This is a genomic window from Mycobacterium sp. DHQP2018-32-09, assembly GCF_058148405.1.
Map to the genome: position 1 here is coordinate 35,013 of NZ_JBYVYK010000031.1, position 25,626 is coordinate 60,638.

The 25,626-nt window shown below is 69.2% G+C and carries 27 protein-coding genes; 11 read left to right on the plus strand and 16 right to left on the minus strand.

The features are described 5' to 3' along the window. Positions 1–7 precede the first annotated feature (7 nt). The 9 genes from AC30CM_RS16175 to AC30CM_RS16215 form a co-directional block, all read right to left on the minus strand. Entirely contained in the window at positions 8–1,330 is a 1,323-nt protein-coding gene (locus AC30CM_RS16175; RefSeq protein ID WP_490117915.1) for a UDP-glucose dehydrogenase family protein, read from the minus strand. A 438-nt stretch (positions 1,331–1,768) separates the two neighbouring features. After that, a complete protein-coding gene (gene glmS / locus AC30CM_RS16180; protein WP_490117916.1) occupies positions 1,769–3,541 on the minus strand; it encodes a glutamine--fructose-6-phosphate transaminase (isomerizing) in 1,773 nt (590 codons plus the stop codon). Between the two features lie 151 nt (positions 3,542–3,692). Then, positions 3,693–4,370, minus strand: coding sequence for a LuxR C-terminal-related transcriptional regulator (locus AC30CM_RS16185; RefSeq protein ID WP_490117917.1), 678 nt, complete (start codon positions 4,368–4,370; stop codon positions 3,693–3,695). Between the two features lie 72 nt (positions 4,371–4,442). Further along, positions 4,443–5,600, minus strand: a complete 1,158-nt coding sequence (gene ltp2, locus AC30CM_RS16190; protein WP_490117950.1) for a 17-hydroxy-3-oxo-4-pregnene-20-carboxyl-CoA lyase — start codon at positions 5,598–5,600, stop codon at positions 4,443–4,445. Positions 5,601–5,608: 8 nt separating this feature from the next. Beyond that, positions 5,609–6,022, minus strand: a complete 414-nt coding sequence (locus AC30CM_RS16195) for a MaoC family dehydratase (protein WP_490117918.1) — start codon at positions 6,020–6,022, stop codon at positions 5,609–5,611. Beyond that, entirely contained in the window at positions 6,019–6,960 is a 942-nt protein-coding gene (locus tag AC30CM_RS16200; RefSeq protein ID WP_490117951.1) for a bifunctional MaoC family dehydratase N-terminal/OB-fold nucleic acid binding domain-containing protein, read from the minus strand. The genes AC30CM_RS16195 and AC30CM_RS16200 overlap by 4 nt, the downstream gene beginning before the upstream one ends. Positions 6,961–6,977: 17 nt before the next feature. Further along, a complete protein-coding gene (fadE29, locus tag AC30CM_RS16205) occupies positions 6,978–8,141 on the minus strand; it encodes an acyl-CoA dehydrogenase FadE29 (protein WP_490117919.1) in 1,164 nt (387 codons plus the stop codon). After that, positions 8,142–9,152: an acyl-CoA dehydrogenase family protein gene (locus AC30CM_RS16210; RefSeq protein ID WP_490117920.1), complete on the minus strand. Its 1,011-nt coding sequence runs from the start codon at positions 9,150–9,152 to the stop codon at positions 8,142–8,144. A 9-nt stretch (positions 9,153–9,161) separates the two neighbouring features. Next, complete coding sequence (locus AC30CM_RS16215) at positions 9,162–10,406, minus strand: cytochrome P450 (protein WP_490117921.1); 1,245 nt, start codon at positions 10,404–10,406, stop codon at positions 9,162–9,164. Between the two features lie 149 nt (positions 10,407–10,555). On the opposite strand from AC30CM_RS16215, the gene AC30CM_RS16220 reads away from it, so the two are divergent. Genes AC30CM_RS16220 through AC30CM_RS16235 form a run of 4 tightly spaced genes read left to right on the plus strand, consistent with a single transcriptional unit; the run spans position 10,556 to position 13,082 of the window. Continuing rightward, positions 10,556–11,719, plus strand: coding sequence for a steroid 3-ketoacyl-CoA thiolase (locus tag AC30CM_RS16220; protein WP_490117922.1), 1,164 nt, complete (start codon positions 10,556–10,558; stop codon positions 11,717–11,719). Continuing rightward, the gene (locus tag AC30CM_RS16225) at positions 11,719–12,105 is read left to right on the plus strand and encodes a DUF8021 domain-containing protein (protein WP_490117923.1); all 387 of its coding nucleotides are present in this window, start codon (positions 11,719–11,721) and stop codon (positions 12,103–12,105) included. Before AC30CM_RS16220 ends, AC30CM_RS16225 begins: the two co-directional genes overlap by 1 nt. A gap of 53 nt (positions 12,106–12,158) precedes the next feature. Continuing rightward, positions 12,159–12,575, plus strand: coding sequence for a nitroreductase family deazaflavin-dependent oxidoreductase (locus AC30CM_RS16230; RefSeq protein ID WP_490117952.1), 417 nt, complete (start codon positions 12,159–12,161; stop codon positions 12,573–12,575). 51 nt (positions 12,576–12,626) lie between these two features. After that, positions 12,627–13,082 (plus strand): nitroreductase family deazaflavin-dependent oxidoreductase, encoded by a 456-nt coding sequence (locus AC30CM_RS16235; protein WP_490117953.1) that lies wholly within the window; start codon positions 12,627–12,629, stop codon positions 13,080–13,082. Between the two features lie 6 nt (positions 13,083–13,088). Here AC30CM_RS16235 and AC30CM_RS16240 read toward each other — a convergent pair whose 3' ends face one another. Next, positions 13,089–13,994, minus strand: a complete 906-nt coding sequence (locus AC30CM_RS16240; protein ID WP_490117924.1) for an SDR family oxidoreductase — start codon at positions 13,992–13,994, stop codon at positions 13,089–13,091. Between the two features lie 28 nt (positions 13,995–14,022). Continuing rightward, positions 14,023–14,796: an SDR family oxidoreductase gene (locus AC30CM_RS16245; protein WP_490117925.1), complete on the minus strand. Its 774-nt coding sequence runs from the start codon at positions 14,794–14,796 to the stop codon at positions 14,023–14,025. 53 nt (positions 14,797–14,849) lie between these two features. Here AC30CM_RS16245 and echA20 point away from each other — a divergent pair, with 53 nt between their 5' ends. From echA20 to AC30CM_RS16275, 6 genes are all read left to right on the plus strand, one after another. Further along, positions 14,850–15,605 carry a (7aS)-7a-methyl-1,5-dioxo-2,3,5,6,7,7a-hexahydro-1H-indene-carboxyl-CoA hydrolase gene (gene echA20, locus AC30CM_RS16250; protein WP_490117926.1) on the plus strand — a complete coding sequence of 252 codons (756 nt, stop codon included), beginning with the start codon at positions 14,850–14,852 and terminating at the stop codon, positions 15,603–15,605. Position 15,606: 1 nt separating this feature from the next. After that, complete coding sequence (gene ipdA / locus AC30CM_RS16255; RefSeq protein WP_490117927.1) at positions 15,607–16,491, plus strand: cholesterol ring-cleaving hydrolase subunit IpdA; 885 nt, start codon at positions 15,607–15,609, stop codon at positions 16,489–16,491. Further along, entirely contained in the window at positions 16,488–17,237 is a 750-nt protein-coding gene (gene ipdB / locus AC30CM_RS16260; RefSeq protein ID WP_490117928.1) for a cholesterol ring-cleaving hydrolase subunit IpdB, read from the plus strand. Before ipdA ends, ipdB begins: the two co-directional genes overlap by 4 nt. Then, positions 17,234–18,307 carry a (3aS,4S,5R,7aS)-5-hydroxy-7a-methyl-1-oxo-octahydro-1H-indene-4-carboxyl-CoA dehydrogenase gene (gene ipdC, locus AC30CM_RS16265; protein ID WP_490117929.1) on the plus strand — a complete coding sequence of 358 codons (1,074 nt, stop codon included), beginning with the start codon at positions 17,234–17,236 and terminating at the stop codon, positions 18,305–18,307. The genes ipdB and ipdC overlap by 4 nt, the downstream gene beginning before the upstream one ends. A 78-nt stretch (positions 18,308–18,385) precedes the next feature. Next, positions 18,386–19,270: a hypothetical protein gene (locus tag AC30CM_RS16270; RefSeq protein ID WP_490117930.1), complete on the plus strand. Its 885-nt coding sequence runs from the start codon at positions 18,386–18,388 to the stop codon at positions 19,268–19,270. A 96-nt stretch (positions 19,271–19,366) separates the two neighbouring features. Further along, positions 19,367–19,837 (plus strand): hypothetical protein, encoded by a 471-nt coding sequence (locus AC30CM_RS16275; RefSeq protein WP_490117931.1) that lies wholly within the window; start codon positions 19,367–19,369, stop codon positions 19,835–19,837. Positions 19,838–20,002: 165 nt separating this feature from the next. Here AC30CM_RS16275 and fadA6 read toward each other — a convergent pair whose 3' ends face one another. The 5 genes from fadA6 to ipdE1 are packed head-to-tail and all read right to left on the minus strand — an operon-like array spanning position 20,003 to position 24,018. Continuing rightward, on the minus strand, positions 20,003–21,151 hold the full coding sequence (fadA6, locus tag AC30CM_RS16280; protein WP_490117932.1) for a steroid 3-ketoacyl-CoA thiolase FadA6: 1,149 nt from the start codon (positions 21,149–21,151) through the stop codon (positions 20,003–20,005). Next, positions 21,144–21,746: a TetR family transcriptional regulator KstR2 gene (gene kstR2 / locus AC30CM_RS16285; protein WP_490117933.1), complete on the minus strand. Its 603-nt coding sequence runs from the start codon at positions 21,744–21,746 to the stop codon at positions 21,144–21,146. The genes fadA6 and kstR2 overlap by 8 nt, the downstream gene beginning before the upstream one ends. A 41-nt stretch (positions 21,747–21,787) precedes the next feature. Further along, entirely contained in the window at positions 21,788–22,057 is a 270-nt protein-coding gene (locus AC30CM_RS16290; protein ID WP_490117934.1) for a hypothetical protein, read from the minus strand. A gap of 21 nt (positions 22,058–22,078) precedes the next feature. Next, the gene (gene ipdF, locus AC30CM_RS16295) at positions 22,079–22,870 is read right to left on the minus strand and encodes a (5R,7aS)-5-hydroxy-7a-methyl-1-oxo-2,3,5,6,7,7a-hexahydro-1H-indene-carboxyl-CoA reductase (RefSeq protein ID WP_490117935.1); all 792 of its coding nucleotides are present in this window, start codon (positions 22,868–22,870) and stop codon (positions 22,079–22,081) included. Next, positions 22,870–24,018 carry an acyl-CoA dehydrogenase IpdE1 gene (ipdE1, locus tag AC30CM_RS16300; protein ID WP_490117936.1) on the minus strand — a complete coding sequence of 383 codons (1,149 nt, stop codon included), beginning with the start codon at positions 24,016–24,018 and terminating at the stop codon, positions 22,870–22,872. Before ipdE1 ends, ipdF begins: the two co-directional genes overlap by 1 nt. 47 nt (positions 24,019–24,065) lie before the next feature. Between ipdE1 and fadD3 the strand changes: the two genes are divergently transcribed. Then, complete coding sequence (gene fadD3 / locus AC30CM_RS16305) at positions 24,066–25,616, plus strand: 3-((3aS,4S,7aS)-7a-methyl-1,5-dioxo-octahydro-1H-inden-4-yl)propanoate--CoA ligase FadD3 (RefSeq protein ID WP_490117937.1); 1,551 nt, start codon at positions 24,066–24,068, stop codon at positions 25,614–25,616. The last annotated feature ends 10 nt before the right edge of the window (positions 25,617–25,626 follow it).

Here is a 25,626-nt window from a genome sequence, read left to right on the forward strand (position 1 = left end):
CGGGTCGTCAGACGCGGCCGAGGCCGCGGTAGCTCCAGCCCGCGCCCCGCCACAGGTGTGGGTCCAGGCAGTTGCGGGCGTCGACGATGCGACGGGACCGGGTGATGCCCGCCAGGTCGTCGGGGGCCAGGGCGCGGAACTCGTCCCACTCGGTGAGGACCAGCACGGCATCCGCGTCGACGCACGCGTCGAACGCCGAGAAGGCATAGTTGAGTGCGGGAAATGCCTTGCGCGAGTTGTCCATGGCCTTGGGGTCGTACACCGTGACCTCGGCTCCGGCGGACCGGATCCGTTCGGCGACGTCGAGCGCCGGAGAGTCCCGGATGTCGTCGGTGTTCGGTTTGAACGCCGAGCCCAGCACGCCGACCCGGGCACCCGCCAGCGAGCCGCACTCTTCCTCGGCGATCGCGACGACGCGGCGCCGCCTGCGCAGGTTGACCTCGTCCACCGCGCGCAGGAACGCCAGGGCGTCACCGACGCCGAGTTCCTCGGCCCGGGCCATGAAGGCCCTGATGTCCTTGGGCAGGCAGCCGCCGCCAAAGCCGAGTCCCGCGTTCAGGAATCGCCTGCCGATGCGGGTGTCGTGGCCGAGCGCGTCCGCGAGGACGGTGACGTCCGCCGACGCGGCCTCGCAGATCTCGGCCACCGCGTTGATGAACGAGATCTTCGTCGCCAGGAACGCGTTCGCCGCGACCTTGACCAGCTCGGCCGTCGCCAGGTTCGTCACGAGGAATGGGATGCCGTCGACGGCGAGGAGCGGCGCGTAGAGCTGCCGCACCATGGCTTCGACCTGCGCGCGGCGCCCCTCCTCCACGCCGAGCACGATGCGGTCCGGATGCAGGGTGTCGCGCACGGCGAAACCCTCCCGGAGGAATTCCGGGTTCCAGGCCAGATCGACGTCGTCGCCGGCGGCCGCGGCGTTGCGCACCCGTGCGGCCAGCCGCTGTGCGGTGCCGACGGGCACCGTGGACTTCCCCACGACGAGCGCCGGCCGACGGAGGTGGCAGCCGAGCGCGTCGACCGCCGCGTCGAGGAACGACAGATCCGCGCCGTGCCCTCCGGCGCTCTGAGGTGTGCCCACGGCCAGGAAGTGAACGTCGGCGAAATCGGCTGCCTCGGCGAATGATCCGGTGAAGCGCAGCCGGCCCGAGGCCAGTCCGTCCGTCACCGCGTCCTGCAACTCCGGCTCGAAGAAGGGCACGACGCCCGACTGGAGCTTGGCGACCTTGTCGGCATCGACGTCGACCGCCAGCACGTCGTGGCCGATGCGCGCCATGCACGCGGCGTGCGTGGACCCGAGGTAGCCGGCACCGATCACCGAGACCCTCATGACAGTGCCCGATCCGCTGACGCCACCCGATCGGTGACCCAGAACCGACGAAGAATGCGCACGGCATCATCCCTTCCCCCGAGGATTCGGTTCCCACGCCGACTCCGATGAATTGCCTCAACGGCGATCCGTTGTGAAACTAGCACTCGATCTTCCGCGCGGCAATGCGATTTCAGCAAATTCACCGAAGCATTTCCCAGTGCGAACATATCCACTCCCCAAAAAGGCCGCACGCTGCGATATCGGTTGTTGAACAAGATTTTTCACGTCGCTACCGGGCTTGGCAGCACAAGCCGTCCACCCCGGGAAACGCGCACCAGGTCGAGCCTCGTTCACCTTCAGCTATCAGCAATGGTGCGCGCGGATATGTCATTCCATTGCTCGTCGAATTAGCCGACGGGCGTCGAATTCAGTCGCATTCGATACACGAATGAATGCTCATTCCACGGTGACCGCCTTGGCGAGATTGCGCGGCTTGTCGACGTCCCGTCCCAACGCCACCGCCACCCCCCGTGCCAGCAGCTGCAGCGGTACGACGCTCTCGATGGGCCCCCATGGTCGGTACCCACCGCCCTCGGTCGGCAAGTCGCCGTCGGCACCCCCGACGATGACCACCCGCCCGTGGCGAGCCCGGATCTCGGCGACGTTGCCGGCCAGCTTCGGATCCCCGTTGTCGATCACGATCACCGGGGTGCCGTGATCGACGAGTGCCAGTGGACCATGCTTCAGCTCGCCCGCCGGATGATGTTCCGCCCAGCGGTAACTCAGCTCCTTGAGCTTCAATGCGCCCTCTGCCGCGTAGGGCAGACCGTTACCCCGCGCCACGTAGATGAACCCGCTGCAATGCGCGAGATCGGCGGCGATGGCACCCACACGCGCCTCGGCCATGGTCGTGGTCGCGGCCAGCCGCGCCGGCAGTCGCCGCAGCTCGTCGACGAGGGTGCGCGCATGCCGGGCGTCGAGCCGGCCGTCGGCCACCAGCGCCGCGACGACCAGCCCGATCCCCACGATCATCTGACACACGAAGGTCTTCGTCGCGGCGACCCCGATCTCCGGTCCCGCAGAGCAGTCCAGGACCGCGTCGGCGCGGCGGGCGAGGGTGGAGTGCGGGTTGTTGGTCAGGGCCACCAGCGCGGCGGCGGCCGAGCCGTCGAGCGCACTCAGCACGTCCGCGGTCTCTCCAGACTGGCTGATGGCGAGCCGAGTGGTGCCAGGCTCCACCAGGTCGGTGGCGGCTTCGCTGGCCACCGACAGCGTGACGGGGATCCTCCCGAGGGCGGCGGCGACGTTGCGGATCACCCGGCCCGCGTTCAGCGAGGTCCCGCAGCCGACGACCTGCAGCCGGCGCAACGGTCCCACGCCGGTGTCGTGCCACAGGCTGCCGTCGAGGATGCGCGGGCCCAGCGCGTCGACGACGCGTGCGGCGACGTTGGGCTGCTCGGCGATCTCCTTGGCCATGAAGTCGGCATGACCATCCAGCTCGGCGTCACCGCGACGCCAGACGCGTCGGACGTCGATTGCGGGCCCACCGCGGATACGCCAGGCATCGTCGTCGGTGAGTTCGAAGACCTCACCGTCGGCAAGCGCCCGAAACTCCTCCACCCAGTCGGCCATCGCGGCGACGTCGCTGGCCGCGAAGACCCCGACCCCGTTGCGTGCCACCAGCAACGGCGATCGATGCGCGGCGACCACGATCCGGCCGGTGCCCCGTTCCAGGACGGCCACCGCCCAGGCCCCCCGCACCGCCGACAGGGCGGCCCGCACGGCCGCGACCAGATCGTCGGTACGTCGGGCCTCGTCCTCGATCAGATGGCAGAGCACCTCCGAGTCGACCTCGGAGGCGAAGCGATGGCCGCGGCGCTGCAGCGCGTGCCGCAACTCGTCGGCGTCCTCGATGATGCCGTTGTGCACCACGCTGAATCGTCCGGAACAGTCGACGTGTGGGTGCGCGTTGGCCTCGGTCGCGGGACCGTGTGTGGCCCAACGGGTATGACCGATGCCGACGCCGTCGAGCTGGGCGCCGGCGTGCGTGCGGACCGCCTCTTCCAGAACGTGGATCCGACCGGCACGCCGAAGGCGTACCACCTCGCCTGTCGTCGTCCCCACGGCGACGCCCGCCGAGTCGTACCCGCGGTACTCCAGCCGCTTGAGCGCGGACAGCAGATAGTCGACGGCGGGCGCATCCGTGCGACACGCGATGATCCCGCACATCAGGCCACCCGCCGCCGCGGGCCGGGGGACGCGGTTCGCCGCATCCGGTGAGCAAATGGTTCGAGCACGCCATCACTATCGAGCCCAGCATCGCCGCCGTACATGAACCACGAGATCCATCTTTGGTTGGGCCACGGACTAGATCGCCGGGTCATTCACGGCTCCGTCGCCACCTGCGCGAGAGGGCCGCCGCCTCGGCGCGGGTACCCACGCCGAGCTTGGTCAACAAGCTGTGGACGTGGTTCTTCACGGTGTGGATGGTGATCGACAGCTGGTCGGCGATGTCCTGATTCGACCGCCCCAGCTCGAGCATCCTGAGGATCTGGGCCTCGCGCGTGGTCAGGGCTGGTTCCCGCGGCGCGGGGCGAAGTCCACCCGCCAGCGACGACAGTCGGCGTAGCAACATCGCCGACACCGCGGGGGTACACGCCGTCTCGCCGACCGAGACCTGCGCGATCACCCGGAGCAACTCGTCGAACGTGTCGGGTCGCATGTGGAAGTGGGCCACACCCACCTCGGCACAGGCGACGATCGTGGCCTCCTGATCCTCGGCCACGCCCACCACGATGGCGCGCAGCCCGGGCACGATGTCGGTCGCCGACCGCAGCAGCGCCACGCAATCGCGGGTCGCGATGTTCACCAGTGCCACGGTGGGCCGCACCTCGTCGAGCACCGTCACGAGCGACAGCAGGTCCCATGCGCGTGCCGGCGCCGGGAGGCCGGCCGCCTCCACGGCGGCGCACAGGCTCTCCCGATGAATCGTGCAGTCGTCGACGACCAACAGGACCGCGTCGCCGGCCGGCGCGACGGCGTCTTCGTCAACTGCCACCACGCCACTATCGGCGCGACACCCGTTGCCCCACAAGAACACATGGAGCCATTTCAGACCAGACCCAGAGGACTAGATCCCCAAGATCAGCCCCGACGTCGGCACGCCGGTGCCCGCGGTGACCAACACGTGCTCGACGTCGGGCACCTGGTTCACCGACGTGCCCCGCAGCTGCCGTACCCCTTCGGCGATGCCGTTCATGCCGTGGACGTAGGCCTCACCCAGCTGTCCGCCGTGGGTGTTGATGGGCAGCCGCCCACCCAGCTCGATGGCCCCGCCTGCGATGAAGTCCTTGGCCTCGCCACGGCCGCAGAAGCCGAGTTCCTCGAGCTGGATCAACGTGTACGGGGTGAAGTGGTCGTAGAGGACGGCCGTCTGGATGTCGTTGGTCGACAGCCCACTTTGCGCCCACAGCTGCTTGCCCACCAGACCCATCTCCGGTAGGCCCAACTCCTGACGGTAGTACGAGTACATCGTGAACTGGTCGGCGCCTGCGCCCTGCGCGGCCGCCTCGACGATCGCAGGACGATGCCTGAGATCGCGCGCCCGCTCCGGCGTCGTCACGACGATCGCCACGCCACCGTCGGTCTCCTGGCAGCAGTCCAACAGCCGCAGCGGTTCTGCGATCCACCGCGAGTTCTGGTGATCGTCGATGGTGATCGGCTTGCCGTAGAAGTGTGCCTTCGGATTGGTGGCGGCATGCTTGCGGTCGGCCACCGAGATGACTCCGAAATCCCTACTGGTGGCGCCGTACTCGTGCATGTACCGCTGGGCGATCATCGCCACCGACGCCGCGGGGGTGCTCAACCCGTGAGGGTAGGACCAGCTGTACTCCACGCCCCGCGAGTCCGCGTTGACCGTCAAGCCGGTCATCACCTGGCCGAACCGGAACTCCGAACGCTCGTTGAACGCGCGGTAGGCGACGACGACCTCGGCGATCCCGGTGGCGACCGCCAGCGCGGCCTGCTGCACCGTCGCCGCCGCCGCACCGCCGCCGTAGCCGATCTGGCTGAAGAAGCTCAGGTCGCCGATGCCGGTGGCCCTGGCGACCGCCGTCTCCAGGTTCGAGTCCATCGTGAAAGTCACCAGGCCGTCGACGTCCGACGGCGCCAGCCCGGCGTCGTCGAGCGCGTCGAGCACCGCCTCGGCAGCCAACCGCAGCTCGCTGCGCCCCGAGTTCTTCGAGAAGTCGGTGGCACCGATGCCGGCGATCGCCGCCCTGCCCGACAGTCCGCCGGTCACGCCGCACCTCCGAACTCGAGAGTGGCCGTGGCGATCACGTGATCGCCCAGGCTGTTGCTGCCCGTCACCTTCACCGTCACCAGCCCGTCGGCGACCGCGGTCACCTCACCTCGGAACGTCACGGTGTCGTAGGCGTACCACGGCACCCCGAGACGTAGACCGATGGACCGGATCACCGCGGTGGGGCCCGCCCAGTCGGTAAGGTAGCGCTGCACCAGCCCGGTATCGGTCAGGATGTTGACGAAGATGTCCTTGGACCCCTTGGCCTGCGCCTTGTCCCGGTCGTGGTGCACGTCCTGGTAGTCCCGCGTCGCGATGGCGGTGGACACGATGAACGTGGGGTCGCCGTAGAGCGCGAGTTCGGGCAGCGTCGTACCCACGTCGTGCGTCGGCACCGCGGTCGCGCTCATGCCCGGGGCTCCCATGCGTAGAGGGTCCAGGCGGGGCTGACGTCACTGTCACCGAAGTCGAGATAGGTTGCACGCACCGGCATTCCGATCTTCACGGCGGACGGTTCGACGCCACGCAGTTCCCCGAGCATCCGGACCCCCTCCTCGAGTTCGACGAGCGCGATCACGAACGGCAGGGTTCGGCCCGGCACCTTGGGCGCATGGTGGACGACGTAGCTGAACACCGTGCCGTCGCCACTGGCGACGACGTAGTCGACCGGCTCGTCCTTGTCGGCCCAGACCGCGGGCACCGGCGGATGCCGCAGCGTGCCGTCGGCCAGCCGCTGGATGCGCAGCTCGTGCGCATTGACCCCGTCCCAGAAGAACCGGGTGTCCTTCGACGATGCCGGCCGCATCAGCTTGTCCGGATCGAGATCGTCGGGAACCTCGGGCTTCGCCTCGGCACGCGGCATGAACTTCATGATGCGCCAGTTCATCTCGGCCACCGTCTCACCATCGTCGACGGTCCAGGTGATGAGCTGGTTGATGAAGTAGCCCTCGCCGAGCGCGGTCTGCTTGGGGCCCACCACGTCGGTGATCTCGGCGTGCATGGCGACGTTCTCGCCCGGCCGCAGGTAGCGGTGGTAGGTCTGCTCGCAGTTGGTGGCCACCACGCCGACGTAACCGGCCGCGTCGAACAGCGCCATGATCTTCGACAGCGGGTCATCGTCGGAGCGGCCCTCTCCGAGCCCGCCCATGGTCCACACCTGGATCATGGCGGGCGGGGCCACGACGCCGGGGTGCCCGGCAGCCCTGGCGGCTTCGTCGTCGACGTAGATCGGGTTCCGGTCGCCGATGGCGTCCACCCAGTGTCGGATCATCGGCTGGTTCACCGGATCCGGGCTCTGCCGGGGCCGACTCCTGCCGTCCGCCGTGATCTGCTCGATGCCGGCGCGCAGGCGCTCGTCGGTGCCCGTCACCGCGTCACCCGCGGCACCTTCAGGCCCGATGCCGCGATCATCTCGCGCATCACCTCGTTGACGCCGCCGCCGAACGTGATGACCAGGTTCCGCTTGGTCATCTTGTCGAGCCAGTCCAGCAACTCCCCGGTCTCGGGATCGGCGGGGTTGCCGTAGGTGCCCACGATCTCCTCGGCCAGCCGGCCCACGTCCTGGATGCGCTCGGTCGAGAACACCTTGGTGGCGGCGGCATCCGCGACGGCGATGGTCTCGCCGGACGCGGCCACCTGCCAGTTGAGCAACTCGTTGACGCGCCAGATCGCCTTGATCTGTCCGAGGAGCCGGCGCACGTCGGGCTGCTCGATGGGCGTCACGCCGTCCGAGCCGGGCTTGGACGCCCACGCATGCACCTGGTCGTAGATGCCGGCCACGCGACCCGCCGGTCCCAGGCCCACGCGTTCGTGATTGAGCTGGGTCGTGATGAGCTTCCAGCCGCCGTTCTCCTCGCCGACGAGCATGTCGGCGGGCACCCGGACGTCGTTGTAGTACGACGCGTTGGTGTGGTGCGCCCCGTCGGACAGGATGATCGGGGTCCAGGAGTAGCCCGGATCGTTGGTGTCCACGATCAGGATCGAGATGCCCTTGTGCTTGGCGGCCTGCGGATCGGTGCGGCAGGCCAGCCAGACGTAGTCGGCGTCGTGGGCGCCCGTCGTCCACAACTTCTGCCCGTTCACCACGTACTCGTCACCGTGGCGGACGGCCGTGGTCCGCAGCGAGGCCAGGTCGGTGCCCGCGTCGGGCTCGGAGTAGCCGATGGCGAAGTGGATGTCACCGGAGAGGATTCCGGGCAGGAACTTCTTCTTCTGCTCGTCGGTGCCGTAGACCTGCAGCGTGGGCCCCACGGTCTGCAAGGTCACCAGCGGCAGCGGCACGTCGGCCCGGTTGGCCTCGTTGACGAAGATCTGTTGCTCGATGGGGCCGAAACCCAGTCCGCCGTACTCCTTCGGCCAGCCGACGCCGAGCTTGCCGTCCGAACCCATCCGCTTGATCACCGCGCGATAGGCCTCGCCGTGCCGGTTCGACTCCATGGCCGCGGCCTCTTCTGGCGTGATCAGCGTCGAGAAGTACTGACGCAGTTCGGCTTGCAGCGCACGTTGCTCGGGGGTCAGTTCGATGTACATTCAGGCTCCCACCAGGTCCAGACGGTGTGTCGGACCACCCAGCACCCGGGTCAGGTCCTTGATCGACGAGAAGTAGCGGTTCATCGGGTAGGTGATGTCCATGCCCATGCCGCCGTGCAGGTGATGGCACGTGCGCATCGCCGGGGGTGCCTGCGACGCCAGCCAGTAGCCGAGGATCGCCAGGTCGTCATCGGCGTCGAGCCCCTGTGAGAGCAGCCAGACGGCCGACGTCGACAGCAGCGCGACGGTACGCGCGGCGATGTACACCTCGGACAGTTGCGCGGCCACCGTCTGGAACGTCGACAGCGGCCTGCCGAACTGTTCGCGGGTGGCCACGTAGTCGGCGGTGAGCCGCAGCGCCCCGGCCACCGCACCGGCGGCGAACGCCCCGATGGTGGCCAGCGCCAATTGATTCACCCGGTGGGCCGTCGCTCCCGCCAGGACGTCCTCGTCGGCGACCGCGACGTCGGTGAAGGTCACCACGAATTCGTCGGCCCCCGTCGAGGACGGCGTCCTGGTGGTGGCGACGCCGTCGGCGTCGCCGCGCACCACCACGACGCCCGCGTCGGCCGTGACCACCAGCCACTGCGCGCGGTCCGCGTAGCCCACCGCGAGCTTGGTGCCGTTGAGCCTGCCACCCGACAGCGTGGTGGCCGGCCGTTCGGGTTGTGAGGCGCCCGGCTCGTTGAGCGCCAGGCTCAGCACCGCCCCCGTCGACGAGTCCGCCAGGCCGGCCAGGTAGCGGTCCTGCCCCTGGGGCGATGCGAGGTCCAGTAGCACGGCGGCGGCGCCGAGCGTGCTGAGCGCCGGGCTGATGGTGCCGTGCCTGCCGATCTCGGTGAGTGCCGTTGCGATCTCGGGCAGGCCCAGCCCGTCGCCGCCGAGCCGTTCGGGTGCGGCCAGGGCGAGTACGCCGCCGGAAACCAGTGCGTCCCAGTCGTTGTCCTTGCCCAGCGCTGAGGCCACCACGTCGGCGACGGCCAGCTGCCCCTCGTCGGGAGTGAAGTCCACCGTGATCCCCTAGGCCCGCGCCGATGCGGCCGCACCGCCGGTGTAGTCCACCTGCCAGTGCTTGATGCCGTTGAGCCAGCCCGACTTCAGCCGCTCGGGCTCACCGATGGGTGTCAGGTTCGGCATGGCGTCGGCGACGGCGTTGAAGATGAGGTTGATGGTCATGCGGGCCAGATTGGCCCCGATGCAGTAGTGCGCCCCGGTGCCGCCGAACCCGACGTGCGGGTTCGGGCTGCGCATGATGTCGAATCGTTCGGGGTGGTCGAACACCTCGTCGTCGAAGTTGGCCGAGCGGTAGGACATCACGACGCGCTCACCCTTCTTGATCTGGACGCCGCCCAGCTCGACGTCCTCGAGCGCCGTGCGCTGGAACGCCGACACCGGGGTGGCCCAGCGGACGATCTCGTCGGCCGCGGTGCCGGGCCGCTCCTTCTTGTACAGCTCCCACTGCTCGGGGAACTGCGAGAACGCGATCATGCCGTGCGTGATGGAGTTTCGCGTGGTCTCGTTGCCCGCCACGGCGAGCATCACGACGAAGAAGCCGAACTCGTCGTCGGAGAGCTTCTCCCCCTCGACGTCGGCCTGGACCAACTGCGTGACGATGTCGTCGGTGGGGTTGTTCGAGCGCTCCTCGGCCATCTTCATGGCGTAGGTGATCAGCTCGAACGACGACATCGCCGGGTCGACGTCGGCGTACTCGGGGTCCTCACCGGCCGTCATCTCGTTGGACCACCGGAACAGCTTGTCGCGGTCTTCCTGCGGCACCCCGAGCAGTCCGGCGATGGCCTGCAGCGGCAGCTCGCACGACACCTGCTCGACGAAGTCGCCACTGCCCTCGGCGGCGGCGGTCTGCGCGATGTGCTGGGCGCGCTCCCGCAGCTCGGCCTCGAGCCGTCCGATGGCCCGTGGGGTGAAGCCACGCGAGATGATCTTGCGCAACCGGGTGTGCTGCGGGGCATCCATGTTCAGCAACACGGCCTTCTGCAGGTCGATCGCGTCCCGCGTCATGTCCTGCGGCCACGTCGGGATGGCACCGTCTGGCGAACTCCCGAAGACGTCGTTGCGCTTCGACACCTCCTTGACGTCGGCGAGCTTGGTGACCAACCAGTAGCCCTTGTCACCGAAGCCCCCGGTTCCGCCGGGCACGTCCACCCAGTGGATCGGCTCGGACTCGCGCAGCTCGGCGAGTTCGGCGACGGGAAGCCGCTCGAGGTTCAGGGTCGCGTCCAGGAAGTCGAAGTCGGCGGGGATCATCTAGCGGATCACCTTTCCGAGATGGAGACGCCGCTCCACCTCAATCTGCAACGTGTTCTAGCCAAAGTAAAACACGGCATCTAGGCAGATAAAAGGCAGGTCACCATAGTTGCTTGTCAGAGGACTGAAACGTGTTCTAGCCTGACGGAATGGGTAACCCTGTCATCGTCGAAGCCACCCGCAGCCCCATCGGCAAGCGCAACGGCTGGCTGTCCGGCCTGCACGCCACCGAGATCCTCGGCGAGGTGCAGAAGGCCGTCGTCACCAAGGCCGGCATCGACGCCGGCCTCGTCGAACAGCTCATCGGCGGGTGCGTCACCCAGTACGGCGAGCAGTCCAACAACATCACCCGCGTCAGCTGGCTCACCGCCGGTCTGCCCGAACACGTGGGTGCCACCACCGTCGACTGCCAGTGCGGCAGCGGCCAACAGGCCAACCACCTGATCGCCGGCCTCATCGCGATCGGCGCCATCGACGTGGGCATCGCGTGCGGCGTCGAGGCGATGAGCCGCGTCGGCCTCGGCGCCAACGCCGGACCCGACCGCTCCAAGATCCGGGCGGCGTCGTGGGACATCGACATGCCCGACCAGTTCACCGCCGCCGAGCGCATCGCCAAGCGCCGCGGCATCACCCGCGACGACATCGACGCATTCGGCCTCGCCTCGCAGCGCAAGGCCGCCCAGGCCTGGGCCCAGGGCCGGTTCGACCGGGAGATCTCGCCCATCGTCGCCCCGGTGCTCGACGACCAGAAGCAACCCACGTCCGAGCGGGCACCCGTCACCCGCGACCAGGGGCTGCGCGACACCACGATCGAGGGGTTGGCGTCGCTGAAGCCCGTCATGGAGGGCGGCATCCACACCGCAGGCACGTCGTCGCAGATCTCCGACGGGGCGGCGGCGGTCCTGTGGATGGACAGTGACGTGGCCAAGGCCCACGGCCTGACGCCCCGCGCCCGCATCGTCGCCCAGGCCAACGTCGGCGCCGAGCCGTACTACCACCTCGACGGGCCCGTGCAGTCGACGGCCAAGGTGCTCGAGAAGGCGGGCATGAAGATGGGCGACATCGACATCACCGAGATCAACGAGGCCTTCGCCTCGGTGGTGCTGTCGTGGGCGCGCGTTCACGAGCCCGACATGGACACCGTCAACGTCAACGGCGGCGCCATCGCGCTCGGGCACCCCGTCGGCTGCACCGGCAGCCGCCTCATCACCACGGCGCTGCACGAACTCGAGCGCAGCGACAAGAGCACGGCGCTGATCACCATGTGCGCCGGCGGCGCCCTGTCCACCGGAACCATCCTCGAGCGCATCTGATGGCCGACGACCACGCCGCCCGGGTCGCCGCGGCCCGGGCCTACGTGAGGGCCCTCGCCACCCACCGCGCCGACGACGTCCCGTTCGCGCCCGACTGCACGCGCGTCGAAGTCGGGCTCAAGACCGGCTTCTCCGGGAAACACCTGCGCCGCAGCCTCAACCGCGGACCGCAGTACCGCGTCATCGAGACGACCACCGCGCCGGACTTCACCCCCGAGGGCGACCGACTGCGGGCGCGCTTCGACGTCATCACCAAGCCGGTCCTCGCGGGCCGCCGCGTCTGCGCCCACGTCGACGAGACGTTCGAGTTCACGCCCGACGGACGCATCGCCCACATCACCGCGCGCATCCGGCCGTTCGTGCAGCGGGTGGTGGTCGCGTCGTGACCGAGCCTCCCAAGGCCCTCAACTCCACGCAGGCGGGTGTCGCGATCAAGTGGATGTCGCGACTGAACACCTGGGCCTACCGCGCCACGGGGGGCCGCCTCGGGGCCAAGTGGCGCGGCGGTTCCAACCGGTTCTCGGCACCACCGCCGGTGGGGATCCTGACGACCATCGGCCGCAAGACCGGCGAAAGGCGCGACAGCCCACTGCTGTTCCTGCGGGAGGGCAACCGCATCGTGGTGGTGGCCTCGCAGGGCGGCCGGGCCACGAACCCGATGTGGTACCTCAACCTCAAGGCCAACCCGGCGGTGACGTTCCTGGACAAGACCGAGCGGTTGTCGCTGACGGCCCGCGACGCCACCGCGTCCGAACGTGCCGAGTACTGGCCGAAGCTCGACGCGATGTACCCGGACTTCGCCAACTACCGGTCCTGGACCGAGCGCGAGATCCCCATCGTCATCTGCGATCCCTAGCGACCCGGCGCGCGCGTTTGCCGACGAGCGGCCGTGGCTATCCGTGCGGCCATGACGTCGATCGGCCACGAGATCCGCAACTCCACGTTCCTGGCGTCGGCGTTGAAGTACTTCGCCCGCGGCCACATCTGGGTCTACCAGAGCACCAACGGCCGGATCGGCGCGCGACTGCTGTGGTTGCCCGCTGCCCTGATCACCACCACGGGCCGACGCAGCGGAGTGCCACGGACCACCGCGACCCTGTGCCTGATCGACGGGGAGCGCGTGATCCTGCCCGCGTCGTTCGGCGGCCGCGACCGGGATCCGGCGTGGTATCTCAACATCGGCGCCGACCCGCGAGTCCAGGTGCAGTACCGCTCGCAGTGCCGCGACATGGTGGCGCGCGACGCGACGGGCGCCGAACGCACCGAGTACTGGCCCCGGTTGACGCGCATGTACCCGCCCTACCGCGGGTACCGGCGCGCGGCGTCCCGGGTCATCCCCCTGGTGGTCTGCGAGCCGGAGTGACGAGGCTCAGGCCCCGTAGACCGGCACCGCGGGCCGCGCCTTGGCCAGGACGTCGCTGACCACCGGCCCGAGTTCGGCGGGGTCCCACCGGGCGCCCTTGTCCACCTCCGGGCCGTGAGCCCAACCCTCGGCCACGCGGATCTTGCCGCCTTCGACCTCGAACACCCGCCCCGTGACGTCCCGGGACTCGACGCTGCCCAGCCACACCACGAGCGGTGAGACGTTCTCCGGCGCCATGGCGTCGAACGCCTGCCCTTGCGTCGACATCATGTCGGCGAAGACCGTCTCCGTCATGCGCGTGCGCGCCGACGGCGCGATGGCGTTGACCGTGACGCCGTAGCGCCCCATCTCCGCGGCGGCGACCAGCGTGAGCGCGGCGATGCCCGCCTTGGCGGCGCTGTAGTTCGCCTGGCCCACACTGCCCTGCAGGCCGGCCCCGGAGCTGGTGTTCACGATGCGCGCGTCCACGGGCTCGCCGGCCTTCGACCGCGCTCGCCAGTACGCCGCGGCGTGCCGCATGGTGGCGAAGTGCCCCTTGAGGTGCACGGCCGTCACCGCGTCGAACTCTTCCTCGCTGGTGTTGGCGAACATGCGGTCGCGCACGATGCCGGCGTTGTTCACCAGCACGTCCAGGCCGCCGAAGTGGTCCACCGCGGTCTGGATCAGGCCTTCGGCCTGTCCCCAGTCGGCGACGTCGGCGCCGCTGGTGATCGCTTCGCCGCCGGCTGCGGTGATCTCGTCGACGACGCCCTGCGCGGCGCTCCCGCCACCGGCGGGCGAGCCGTCCAGGCCGACGCCGATGTCGTTGACGACGACGCGCGCTCCCTCGGCGGCGAAGGCCAGCGCGTGCGCGCGACCGATGCCGCCACCCGCTCCCGTCACGATGACCACACGGCCGTCGAGCAGTCCCATGGTGTTCGTCTCCCTTGCTGTGCGATTGCTATCTGATGTCTGCGGTCGTGGTGGACAGGTAGGGCGGCGGCTCTCCGCCGCCGTGCACCTCCAGTGAGGCGCCGCTGACGTAGGACGCGGCCTCGGAGGCGAGGAATGCGGTGGCCCAACCGATGTCGGCGGGCTTGGCCAGGCGGCCCAACGGCACGTTCCTGGCGATGGCCGCGATCGACTCGGCGTCACCGTAGAACAGCTCGGACTGCTCGGTCTCCACCATGCCGACCACCACCGAGTTCACTCGCACCTTGGGCGCCCATTCGACGGCGAGCGTCGTCGTCATGTTCTCCATGCCGGCCTTGGCGGCACCGTAGGCCACGGTGCCGGGGGTCGGCCGTCTGCCGCTGACGCTGGTGATGTTCACGATGCAGCCGCCCGAATCCTGCTGCTGCATCACGTTGTTCGCGTGGGTGGACACCGAGAGTGCGCCCAGGAGGTTCAGTTCGACGATCTTGGTGCTGAACCTCGCCGACGCCTGGTCGGCGGGCACGAACGGTGACCCCCCGGCGTTGTTGACCACGACGTCGAGCCGGCCGTGCCGCTGGACGATGGCCGCGACGAGCGCGGCGACGGCGTCGTCGTCGCGGATGTCGCAGGCGTGGAACTCGTACGGCGAGCCGGTGACCGGGCGCCGTGCGCAGGTGACCACCGTGGCGCCCTGAGCGGCGAAGACGTCGCTGATGCCGGCGCCGACGCCGCGCACTCCACCGGTGACCAGCACCACCTTGCCGTCGAGTCGGAGATTGATTCCAGCGGGGACGCTCACTGTGCTAGCGTACCAAGCAAGTGCTTGCTTAGGTAGCCACACGAGGAGTGCGCGTGACGATTTCCACCGCGACCGTCGAACCGGGCATCGTCTCGGTCACGGTCGACTATCCGCCCGTCAACGCCATCCCGTCCCGCGGATGGTTCGAACTGGGCGACGCCATCACCGCCGCGGGCCGCGACCGCAGCACCCACGTGGTGATCCTGCGCGCCGAGGGCCGCGGCTTCAATGCGGGCGTCGACATAAAGGAGATGCAGAACACCGAGGGCTTCACCGCCCTCATCGACGCCAATCGCGGCTGTTTCCATGCCTTTCGGGCCGTGTACGAGTGCGAAGTGCCCGTCGTCGCCGCGGTGAACGGGTTCTGCGTGGGCGGCGGCATCGGCCTCGTCGGCAACTCCGACGTCATCGTCGCCTCCGACGATGCGACGTTCGGTCTGCCCGAGGTGGAGCGCGGGGCCCTCGGCGCCGCCACCCACCTGTCGCGGCTGGTCCCCCAGCACATGATGCGCAGGCTGTTCTTCACCGCGGCCACCGTCGACGCGAACACGCTGCACCACTTCGGTTCCGTGCACGAGGTGGTGCCCCGCGCCGAGCTGGACGAGGCCGCGCTGCGCGTCGCCCGCGACATCGCCGCCAAGGACACCCGGGTGATCCGGGCCGCCAAGGAGGCGCTCAACTTCATCGACGTCCAGCCCGTGAACGCGAGATACCGCATGGAACAGGGCTTCACGTTCGAGTTGAACTTGGCCGGCGTGTCCGACGAGCACCGGGATGCGTTCGCCGGGACCGACAAGGGGTCGAAATAGCATGGCAGACAAAAGAACCACACTCGACGAGGCGGTATCGGCCGTCGAGAGCGGCATGACCATCGGCATCGGTGGCTGGGGATCCCGCCGCAAGCCCATGGCGTTGGTCCGGGCGCTGCTGCGCACCGACGTCACCGACCTCACCGTCGTCACCTACGGCGGTCCGGATCTCGGATTGCTCTGCGCTGCAGGCAAGGTCAAGCGGGTCTACTACGGCTTCGTGTCGCTGGACTCGCCGCCCTTCTACGATCCCTGGTTCGCCAAGGCGCGCACCACCGGGGCCATCGAGGCCCGCGAGATGGACGAGGGCATGCTGCGGTGCGGCCTGCAGGCGGCCGCGCAACGGCTGCCGTTCCTGCCCATCCGCGCGGGCCTGGGCAGCGACGTGCGCGCGTTCTGGGGCGACGAACTCAAGACCGTCCGCTCGCCCTACCCGACCGGAGACGGCTACGAGGAACTCCTCGCGATGCCCGCGCTCGACCTCGACGTGGCGCTGGTACACCTCGACCTCGGCGATACGTCCGGCAATGCCGCGTACACCGGCATCGACCCGTACTTCGACGACCTGTTCCTGATGTCGGCGCAGCGCCGCGTGATGTCGGTCGAGCGCGTGGTGCCCACCGACGAACTGGTGAAGTCCGTTGCCCCACAGCAACTGCTGGTCAACCGGATGATGGTGGACCACGTCGTGGAAGCGCCGGGCGGCGCCCACTTCACCAGCGCCGAGCCGGACCATCGCCGCGACGAGAAGTTCCAACGGCACTACGCCCAGGCGGCGGCATCCGACGAGACCTGGGCGGAGTTCGTCGCCACCTACCTCTCCGGCAGCGAGGCCGACTACCAGGCCGCCGTGCGCCGCTTCGCCGAACAGGAGGCTGCCAAGTGATCTCGGTGACCCGTGCCGAGGTGTGCGCCGTGGCGTGCGCCGAACTGTTCCGCGACGCCGGCGAGATCATGGTCAGCCCCATGGCCACCATGGTGTCGGTCGGCGCGCGCCTGGCCCGCCTGACGTTCTCCCCCGACATCCTGCTCACCGACGGCGAGGCTCGCCTGCTGGCCGACACCCCCGCCCTCGGCGCGAGCGGTGCCATCGAGGGCTGGATGCCGTTCGGCCGCGTCTTCGAGACGTTGACCTGGGGCAGGCGTCACGTGGTGATGGGCGCCAACCAGATCGACCGCTACGGCAACCAGAACCTGTCGGCATTCGGCCCCCTGCAGCACCCCACGCGTCAGATGTTCGGCGTCCGGGGGGCGCCGGGCAACTCGATCAACCACGCCACCAGTTACTGGGTGGGAGGTCACAGTTCGCGCGTCTTCGGCGAATCCGTGGACATCGTCTGCGGAATCGGTTGGGACAAGGTCGACGTGGACAATCCGGCCTACCGCTTCGCCAACGTCTACCGCGTGGTGAGCAACCTCGGCGTGTTCGACTTCGGCGGTCCCGACCACCAGATGCGGGCACTGTCGCTGCATCCCGGTGTCGACGCCCAGGAGGTGGCCGACAACACCGGTTTCGAGGTGCACGGTCTCGGCGAGGCGTCGACCACCCGCCTGCCCACCGAGGACGAGCTGCGCCTCATCCGCGAGGTTATCGACCCCAAGGGGCTGCGCGACCGCGAGATCCGCTCGTGAGTCACCTCGAGACCGCGCTGACCCGACTCGTCGGCATCGAGCACCCCGTCGTGCAGACGGGCATGGGCTGGGTGGCGGGTGCCCGACTGGTCGCGGCCACCTCGAACGCCGGCGGCCTGGGGATCCTGGCGTCGGCGACCATGACGCTCGACGAGTTGCGGACCGCGGTGGCCAAGGTCAAGGCCACCACCGACAAACCGTTCGGCATCAACATCCGCGCCGACGCCGGCGACGCGAACGACCGCGTCGACCTCCTGATCCGCGAAGGAGTCAAAGTCGCCTCCTTCGCCCTGGCCCCCAAACCCGACCTGATCGCGCGGCTCAAGGACGCCGGCGTCGTGGTGATCCCATCGGTGGGGCTGGCCAAGCACGCCAAGAAGGTCGCAAGCTGGGGTGCCGACGCCGTCATCGTCCAGGGTGGCGAGGGCGGCGGGCACACCGGACCCATCGCCACCACGCTGCTGCTGCCGTCGGTGCTCGACGCCGTCGCCGACACCGGCATGCCCGTGGTGGCGGCCGGCGGCTTCTTCGACGGGCGCGGGCTGGCCGCCGCGCTGTCCTACGGCGCCGCGGGCGTCGCGATGGGCACCCGGTTCCTGCTGACCACCGACTCGACCGTGCCCGACGCCGTCAAGCAGCGCTACCTGGCCGCAGCCCTCGACGGCACCGTGGTCTCCACGCGCGTCGACGGCATGCCGCACCGCGTGCTGCGCACCGGGCTGGTCGAGAAGCTCGAAAGCGGTTCTCCCATGCGCGGACTGGCGGCCGCAGTGGCCAATGCCCAGAAGTTCAAGAAGATGACCGGCATGACGTGGAAGTCGATGGTCACCGACGGGCTGGCGATGCGCCACGGCAAGGACCTGAGCTGGTCACAGGTGGTGATGGCGGCCAACACCCCGATGTTGTTGAAGGCCGGCCTGGTCGACGGCAACACCGACGCGGGCGTGCTGGCATCGGGACAGGTCGCAGGCATCCTCGACGACCTGCCGTCGTGCGCCGAGCTGGTGCCCGCGATCGTGGCCGAGGCCGTCGCGCACCTGCGATCGGCGTCCGGGCTCATCGCACCCTGACCATCGGCTGAACGTCTGCTGCCGATTCGCCAAACGGGCGGATCACCCGCCCGGTGACCGGGTACCGTCTCCGATCTGATGAGCGAGGGCGCGAACGCGGGCGAGGTCCGCCAGCGGTTGCTGCTGCGCGCCCGCCAGCTCGCCGAAACCCGGCGTCTGCGACCCGTGGCGGCCATCGCCGCCCGGTTCACCGAGATCGAGGGCGGGACCCTCGGCGCCATGGTGTCGGTCCAGCTGTTCACCACCGTCATCCCCCTGATGATCATGGGGTTCAGCTACATGCGCGGGTTCGCCGACAACGCCAGCCCCGGAACCCTCATCATTCGCGAACTGGGATTGGTGCATCCGGCGTCGGATCACGTGCGGTCGGCGTTCGGGGACTCGTCGGCGCTGCGCTCCAACTGGACGTTCCTGGGCGTGGCGGGATTCCTGGTGTGGGGCATCCCCATGGGCATCATGATCGCCGGCATCTTCGCCAAGGCCTGGCGCCGCGACCAGTTCCCGTTGGCGGGCCGGTTGTGGCGCGGCGTGCTGTGGTTCGCGCTGTACCTGGTGATGATCGGCATCCGGGATCGCATCGCCTTCGGCGGTGTCCATCACGCCGAAATGCGCCTGGTGCACTTCGCGATCTCGCTGCTGCCGGTCTGGCTCTTCTGGTCCATCACCCCCGCCCTGCTGGTCCGCGACGGTGGCCGAGGCAGGCAGTACCTGATGCTCGCGGGCCTGGCCGGAGTCGTGATCGACGGCGTCGTACTGCCGTTGGGCTCGCGCTGGCTGTTCCCGCCCGTGCTCGACGGCTGGCAGGAGCTGGGGCCCATCGGCGTCGCGATGGCGATCCTGACGTGGTGCGGCGCCGTCGGCACCGGCTGGGTGATCACCGCGTGCGTGGGCGCGGTGCTGTGGGAGCGCACGGCACCGACGGAGACGGTGCTCGAGTCGCAGAGCGAGAAGGTGGGCTCCTAGCGGCATCATCCCCAGTGCCCACTTCGTGCACAGGCCGGCGCTTCGGTGCGGGTTCGGACGTGACTCGGGTCAGTGCTCGCTACCAGGGTTCGGGGGGTGACGCGGCTCGACCAACCGTTCCTGGGACAGCGCGCCGTCGCGGCCGGAGACGTGTCGGCACGGCGGCTGCAGAAGGACTTTCGCGCCGTCTACCGCAACGTCTATCTGCCGCGCGGGGTGGACCTGGACGCCCGGACGCGCGCCCGCGCCGCGTGGCCGAGGGCCGGTGGCGAGTGCACGTTGGTGGGCCGATCGGCCGCGGCGGTGCTCGGTGCGAAGTGGCTCGACGCCGACCACCCCGCCGAGCTCCACCGCGCCGATCGGCACGCGCCCGACGGGATCGTCGTGCGGTCCTACGCGCTGGCCGTCGAGGACGTGGGCGTGATCCGCGACATGCGCACCACCACGCCCGCCCGTACGGCCTTCGACCTCGGCCGGCTGCTCCCCCTGCGCGTCGACCTCGGCTGGCGGCAGTGGCGAGTGGCCGTCGAGTACGACGGGTTGCAGCACTGGTCGAACCGTCGGTAGCGGTCGTGGGACATTGACCGCACGGCGCTGCTCGAGGCCGCCGGCTGGGTCGTGGTGCGCGTGAGCGCCGAGCTGCTCGACCGACCCCACGTGGTGTTGGCGCGGATCACCGAGAAGCTGCGCGCTCGCGGCTGTCCGCTGTGACGCGTGCCCGCCTAGGCCTACCTAGAGTCGCTCGATGATGGTCACGTTGGCGGTGCCGCCGCCCTCGCACATCGTCTGCAGGCCGTAGCGACCGCCGGTGCGCTCCAACGTGTTCAGCATGGTCGCGAACAGCTTGGCGCCCGTCGCGCCCAGCGGGTGACCCAGCGCGATCGCACCGCCGTTCGGGTTGACCTTCGCCGGATCGGCGCCGGTCTCCTTCAGCCACGCCATGACCACCGGCGCGAACGCCTCGTTGATCTCGACGGTGTCGATGTCCTCGATGGACAAGCCGGTCTTGGCCAGCGCGTACTCCGTGGCGGGGATGGGTCCGGTGAGCATGAACACCGGGTCGGCGCCGCGGGCGCTGACGTGGTGGATGCGAGCCCGCGGCGTCAGACCGTGTTCCTTGACGGCCTGCTCGGAGGCCAGCAGCACCGCGCTGGCGCCGTCGGAGATCTGGCTGGCCATGGCCGCCGTCAGCCGACCCCCTTCGACGAGGGTCTTGAGGCCGGCCATCTTCTCCAGCGACGTGTCCCGCGGACCTTCGTCGGTGACGAAGCCATCCACCGAGACGATCTCGTTCTCGAAGTTTCCGGCGCGGATGGCCTCCTGCGCGCGCTGGTGGCTGGCGAGTGCGAACTCCTCCATGGACTCCCGGGTCAGGCCCCACTTCTCCGCGATCAGCTCGGAGCCGCGGAACTGCGAGATCTCCTGATCCCCGTAGCGGTGCAGCCACCCCGTGGATTCGTTGGTGGGTGAGGTGTGACCGAACTCCTTGCCGACGATCATCGCCGAGCTGATGGGGATCTGGCTCATGTTCTGCATGCCACCGGCCACGATGAGATCCGCGGTGCCGGCCATGATGGCCTGGGCGCCAAAGGAAATCGCCTGCTGGCTGGATCCGCACTGCCGGTCGACGGTGACCCCGGGGACCTCCTCCGGGAACCCGGCCGCCAGCCACGACAGCCGGGCGATGTTGCCCGCCTGGCCGCCGATCGCGTCGACGCAACCGGCGATCACGTCGTCGACGGCTCCCGGGTCGACGTCGGTGCGGTCGAACAATCCCCGCCACGCCGCGGCGCCGAGATCCACTGGATGCACCCCGGCGAGTCCGCCGCCCCGCTTGCCGACGGCGGTGCGTACGGCGTCGATGACGTATGCCTCAGCCACTGCTGCCTCCTTCTGTCGTCAGGCCACCGAGGACGATGGCCAGGTACTGTCTGCCGACCTCTGCGGCCGTCAGCGGCCCACCCGGCGAATACCAGCGGACCGAAACCCAGGTGGTGTCGCGGATGAAGCGGTACACCAGGTCGACGTCGAGATCGGGCCGGAAGCTGCCCTGCGCGATCCCCTGGTTGAGCACGTCGACCCACATCCGCCGCTGCTCCCGGTTGCGTTCGTCGACGAACGCGAACTGCGGCAGCGACGACAGCCGCTTGGCCTCGTCCTGATAGATGACGACCTGCGCGTGCCGGTGTTCGATGGCCTCGAACGACGTCAGGAACAAGCCCTTGACGCGTTCCAGCGGATCGGATTCGCGTGCCACGATCTCGGCGTACCGCTCGAACAGCCAGTCGAGGAAGTCCCGCAGGACCTCCTCGACCATCTGCTCCTTCGACTTGAAGTGGTGGTACAGGCTGCCGGAGAGGATGCCCGCGGAATCGGCGATGTCGCGCACGGTGGTCGCCTTGAGGCCGCGATCGGCGAACATCACCGCGGCGAGGTGCAGCAGCTCGTCGCGACGGCTCGGTAACGCCTTGTCCACCCCGACACCCTACCAACCAAGCACTTGCTAGGTATAGCGGGTCAGACGAGCTGGCCGATGGGAGTGTCCCGACGATCGTCGGCCGAGCAGGCCTGTACGGCGCGCAACCGCGCGTCGACCACGTCGGCCGTCGACGCGTTGCGCCCGTTGCGCTGCTTGAGCAGCTTGGCGACGGTGGCGTCCTGGTCGGAGGTGGACACCGCGACGAAACTTGCGCACGTGGTGTCACCACCGGAATTGCTGGCGCCGGAGCACCCACCGAGCGCGATCGTCACCCCGACCGCGACACCCAACCCGACCACGAACTTCACGTGGCCAGCGTACTGACGGGCTCAGGCGCGCTGGCTGGACACCGAGATGACCTCGCCTGTGAGGTAGCTGGAGTAGTCGCTGGCGAGGAAGGCGATGGTGGCGGCCACCTCCCACGGCTCGGCGGCGCGCCCGAAGGCCTCCCCCTCGGCCAACCGGTCCAGCAGCTCCGAACTGCTCGTCTTCTCCAGGAACTTGTGCCTGGCGATGCTGGGCGACACCGCGTTGACGCGTACCCCGTACTCCACGGCCTCGATGGCACTGCACCGCGTCAGCGCCATCACCCCGGCCTTGGCCGCTGCGTAGTGCGACTGCGAATGCTGTGCCCGCCAACCCAAGACGCTGGCATTGTTGACGATGACACCGGTGTGGGGCACGTCGCGGAAGTACCGCAGCGCGGCGCGCGTCGCCCGCATCACCGAGGTGAGCGTCACGTTCAGCACGCGGTCCCACTCGTCGTCGGTCATGTCGATGACCGGCGTCTGGCCGCCGAGCCCGGCATTGTTGACCAGCACGTCGAGCCGTCCAGCGGCCTCGACCGTCCGCGCCAGTAGCGCGTCGACGGCCTCGGTAGACGTCACGTCGCACGGGACGGCGTGCACCGCACCGAGATTCAGCGCCGCAAGCTCGTCGCGGGTCTCGCCGAGCCGGCGTTCGTGATAGTCGGAGACCACCACGTCGGCGCCCTCCAGCAGCGCGCGTCGGGCCGTCGTCGACCCGATGCCGGTTCCCGCCGCGGCGGTGACCAGCACGACCTTGCCCTGCAGCAGGCCGTGGCCCTCGATCTCGGCGGGCGCCACCGACAGGTCGCTCATCAGCCCTTCACCTCTCGCGGCAGGCCGAGCACGCGCTCGGCGATGATGTTGCGCTGGATTTCGTTGGAGCCGCCGTAGATGGTGTCCGAGCGCGAGAACAGGTACAGCCGTTGCCATTCGCCGAACTCACCGTCGGGCAGCAGCAGCCCCTCGCGGCCCGCGGCGTCCATCGCGATCTCGCCCAGTTCACGATGCCAGTTGGCCCACAACAACTTCGAGATGCTGTCTTGCCCGGGACGCTCCACGTCCATCGTCGCCAGCGCGTAGGACCGCATGGTCTGCAGCCCGAGCCACGACCGCGTCAGGCGCTCGCGGATCAGCGGGTCGTCGACGGCGCCGGTGCGCTTGGCCAGCTCGACGACGCCCTCCAGCTCGCGGCGGTACCGGATCTGCTGCCCGAGCGTGGACACACCGCGCTCGAACGTCAGGGTGCCCATCGCCACGCGCCAGCCGTCGCCGGGCTCGCCGACCACGAGATCGGCGTCGGTGCGGGCGTCGTCGAAGAACACCTCGTTGAACTCGGAGTCACCCGTCAGCTGCACGATGGGCCGAATGGTGACGCCCGGCTGGTCCAACGGCACCAACAGATAGGACAGGCCGGCGTGCCGCTTGGAGCCCCTCTCGGATCGCGCCACGACGAAGCACCACTGCGCCCAGTGCGCCAGCGACGTCCACACCTTCTGGCCGTTGATCACCCACGCGTCGCCCTCGAGCTCGGCGGTGGTGGCGACGTTGGCGAGGTCGCTGCCCGCACCGGGTTCCGAATAGCCCTGGCACCACAGCTCGGTGACGTCGAGGATCGTCGGCAGGAAGCGACGCTGCTGCTCGGCCGTGCCGTACGCGATCAGCGTCGGGCCCACCAACTCTTCGCCGAGGTGGTTGACCTTCTCCGGGGCGTTCGCCTTGGCGTACTCCTCGTAGAACGCGACGCGGTGCGCCACCGTCAGGCCGCGGCCACCGTGCTCGACGGGCCAGCCCAGACACGTCAGCCCAGCCTTGGCCAGGTGCTGATTCCAGGCGACGCGTTCTTCGAAGGCCTCGTGCTCGCGCCCAGGGCCGCCCAGGCCCTTCAGCGCCGCGTACTCGCCGACCAGATTGTCGGCCAGCCACTCGCGGACCTCGGCCCGGAACTCCTCGACTTCCAACATCCTTGTAGGCTAACCTACCAAGCACTTGCTTTGTTAGAGGAGCAGCAATGACGACGCCCCGCGGGCTCGATCGCAGGACGATTCCGGCGGTGCTGGCCCGAAGCGCCGCTGACTACGGCGACCATGCCGCACTGCTCACCGCCGACCGCGCGTTCACGTACTCCGAGCTGTACGAGGAGGTCAGGCGCGCAGCGGCCGCCCTGGTGGCACTCGGCGTGCGGGCCGGCGACCGCGTCGCCATCTGGTCGCCGAACACCTGGCACTGGGTGGTGGCCAGCCTGGCCACCACCTACGCCGGCGCCGTCGTCGTGCCGCTCAACACCCGCTACACCGCAGGCGAGGCCGCCGACGTCATCGCGCGCACGTCCGCCCCCGTGCTCATCGGCATGGGCCGGTTCCTCGGCACCGACCGCCTCGCCGACCTCGACCGGGACGCCCTGCCCGAGCTGCGGCACGTGGTGCGCGTGCCCATCCAGGACGACGACGGCACCTGGGACGAATTCATGGCAGCCGCAGACGATCCCGAGCACCTCGCGACCGCGGATGCGCGCGCGGCCGCCGTCACCGCCGACGACGTCGCCGACATCCTGTTCACCTCCGGGACGACCGGCCGCAGCAAGGGCGTGCTGTGCGCCCACCGTCAGTCGCTCGACGCCCCCGCCGCCTGGGCGGAGTGCGGCCGGCTCACCAGTGCCGACCGCTACCTGTGCATCAACCCGTTCTTCCACAACTTCGGCTACAAGGCGGGCATCCTCACCTGCCTGCAGCGCGGTGCCACGCTGGTGCCCCAGCTGACGTTCGACCCGGAGCAGGCGATGCGGGCCGTCCAGGACCACCGCATCACCGTGCTGCCGGGGCCGCCCACCATCTATCAGACCCTGCTCGACCATCCGAAGCGCGCCGACTACGACCTGTCCTCGTTGCGCTTCGCGGTGACCGGTGCCGCCGTGGTGCCGGTGGTGCTGATCGAGCGCATGCAGTCCGAACTCGACATCGACATCGTGCTGACCGCCTACGGACTCACCGAGGCCTCCGGCTTCGGCACGATGTGCCGCGCCGACGACGACGCCGTCACCGTCGCCACCACCAGCGGCAGGCCCATCGCGGGCTTCGAGCTACGCATCGACGGCGACGGCGACTCCGGGGAGGTGCTGCTGCGCGGCCCCAACGTGATGCTGGGCTACCTCGACGATCCCGAGGCCACCGCCGCGGCCATCGACGCCGACGGCTGGCTGCACACCGGCGACGTGGGAAGCGTCGACGCCTCGGGCAACTTGCGCATCACCGACCGGCTCAAGGACATGTACATCTGCGGGGGCTTCAACGTCTACCCCGCCGAGGTGGAGCAGGTCCTGGCACGCCTGGACGGCGTCGCCGAAGCCGCGGTGATCGGCGTCCCCGACGAGCGGATGGGCGAGGTGGGCAAGGCATTCGTCGTCGTCAAGGCCGGGGCCACCCTCACCGAGGAATCCGTGATCGCCTACGTCAAGCAGCATCTCGCGAACTTCAAGACGCCGCGATCGGTGGCGTTCCTCGATGCCCTGCCACGCAACCCCGGCGGCAAGGTGGTCAAACCCCAACTGCGACAGATCGGTTGATGACCCGCTC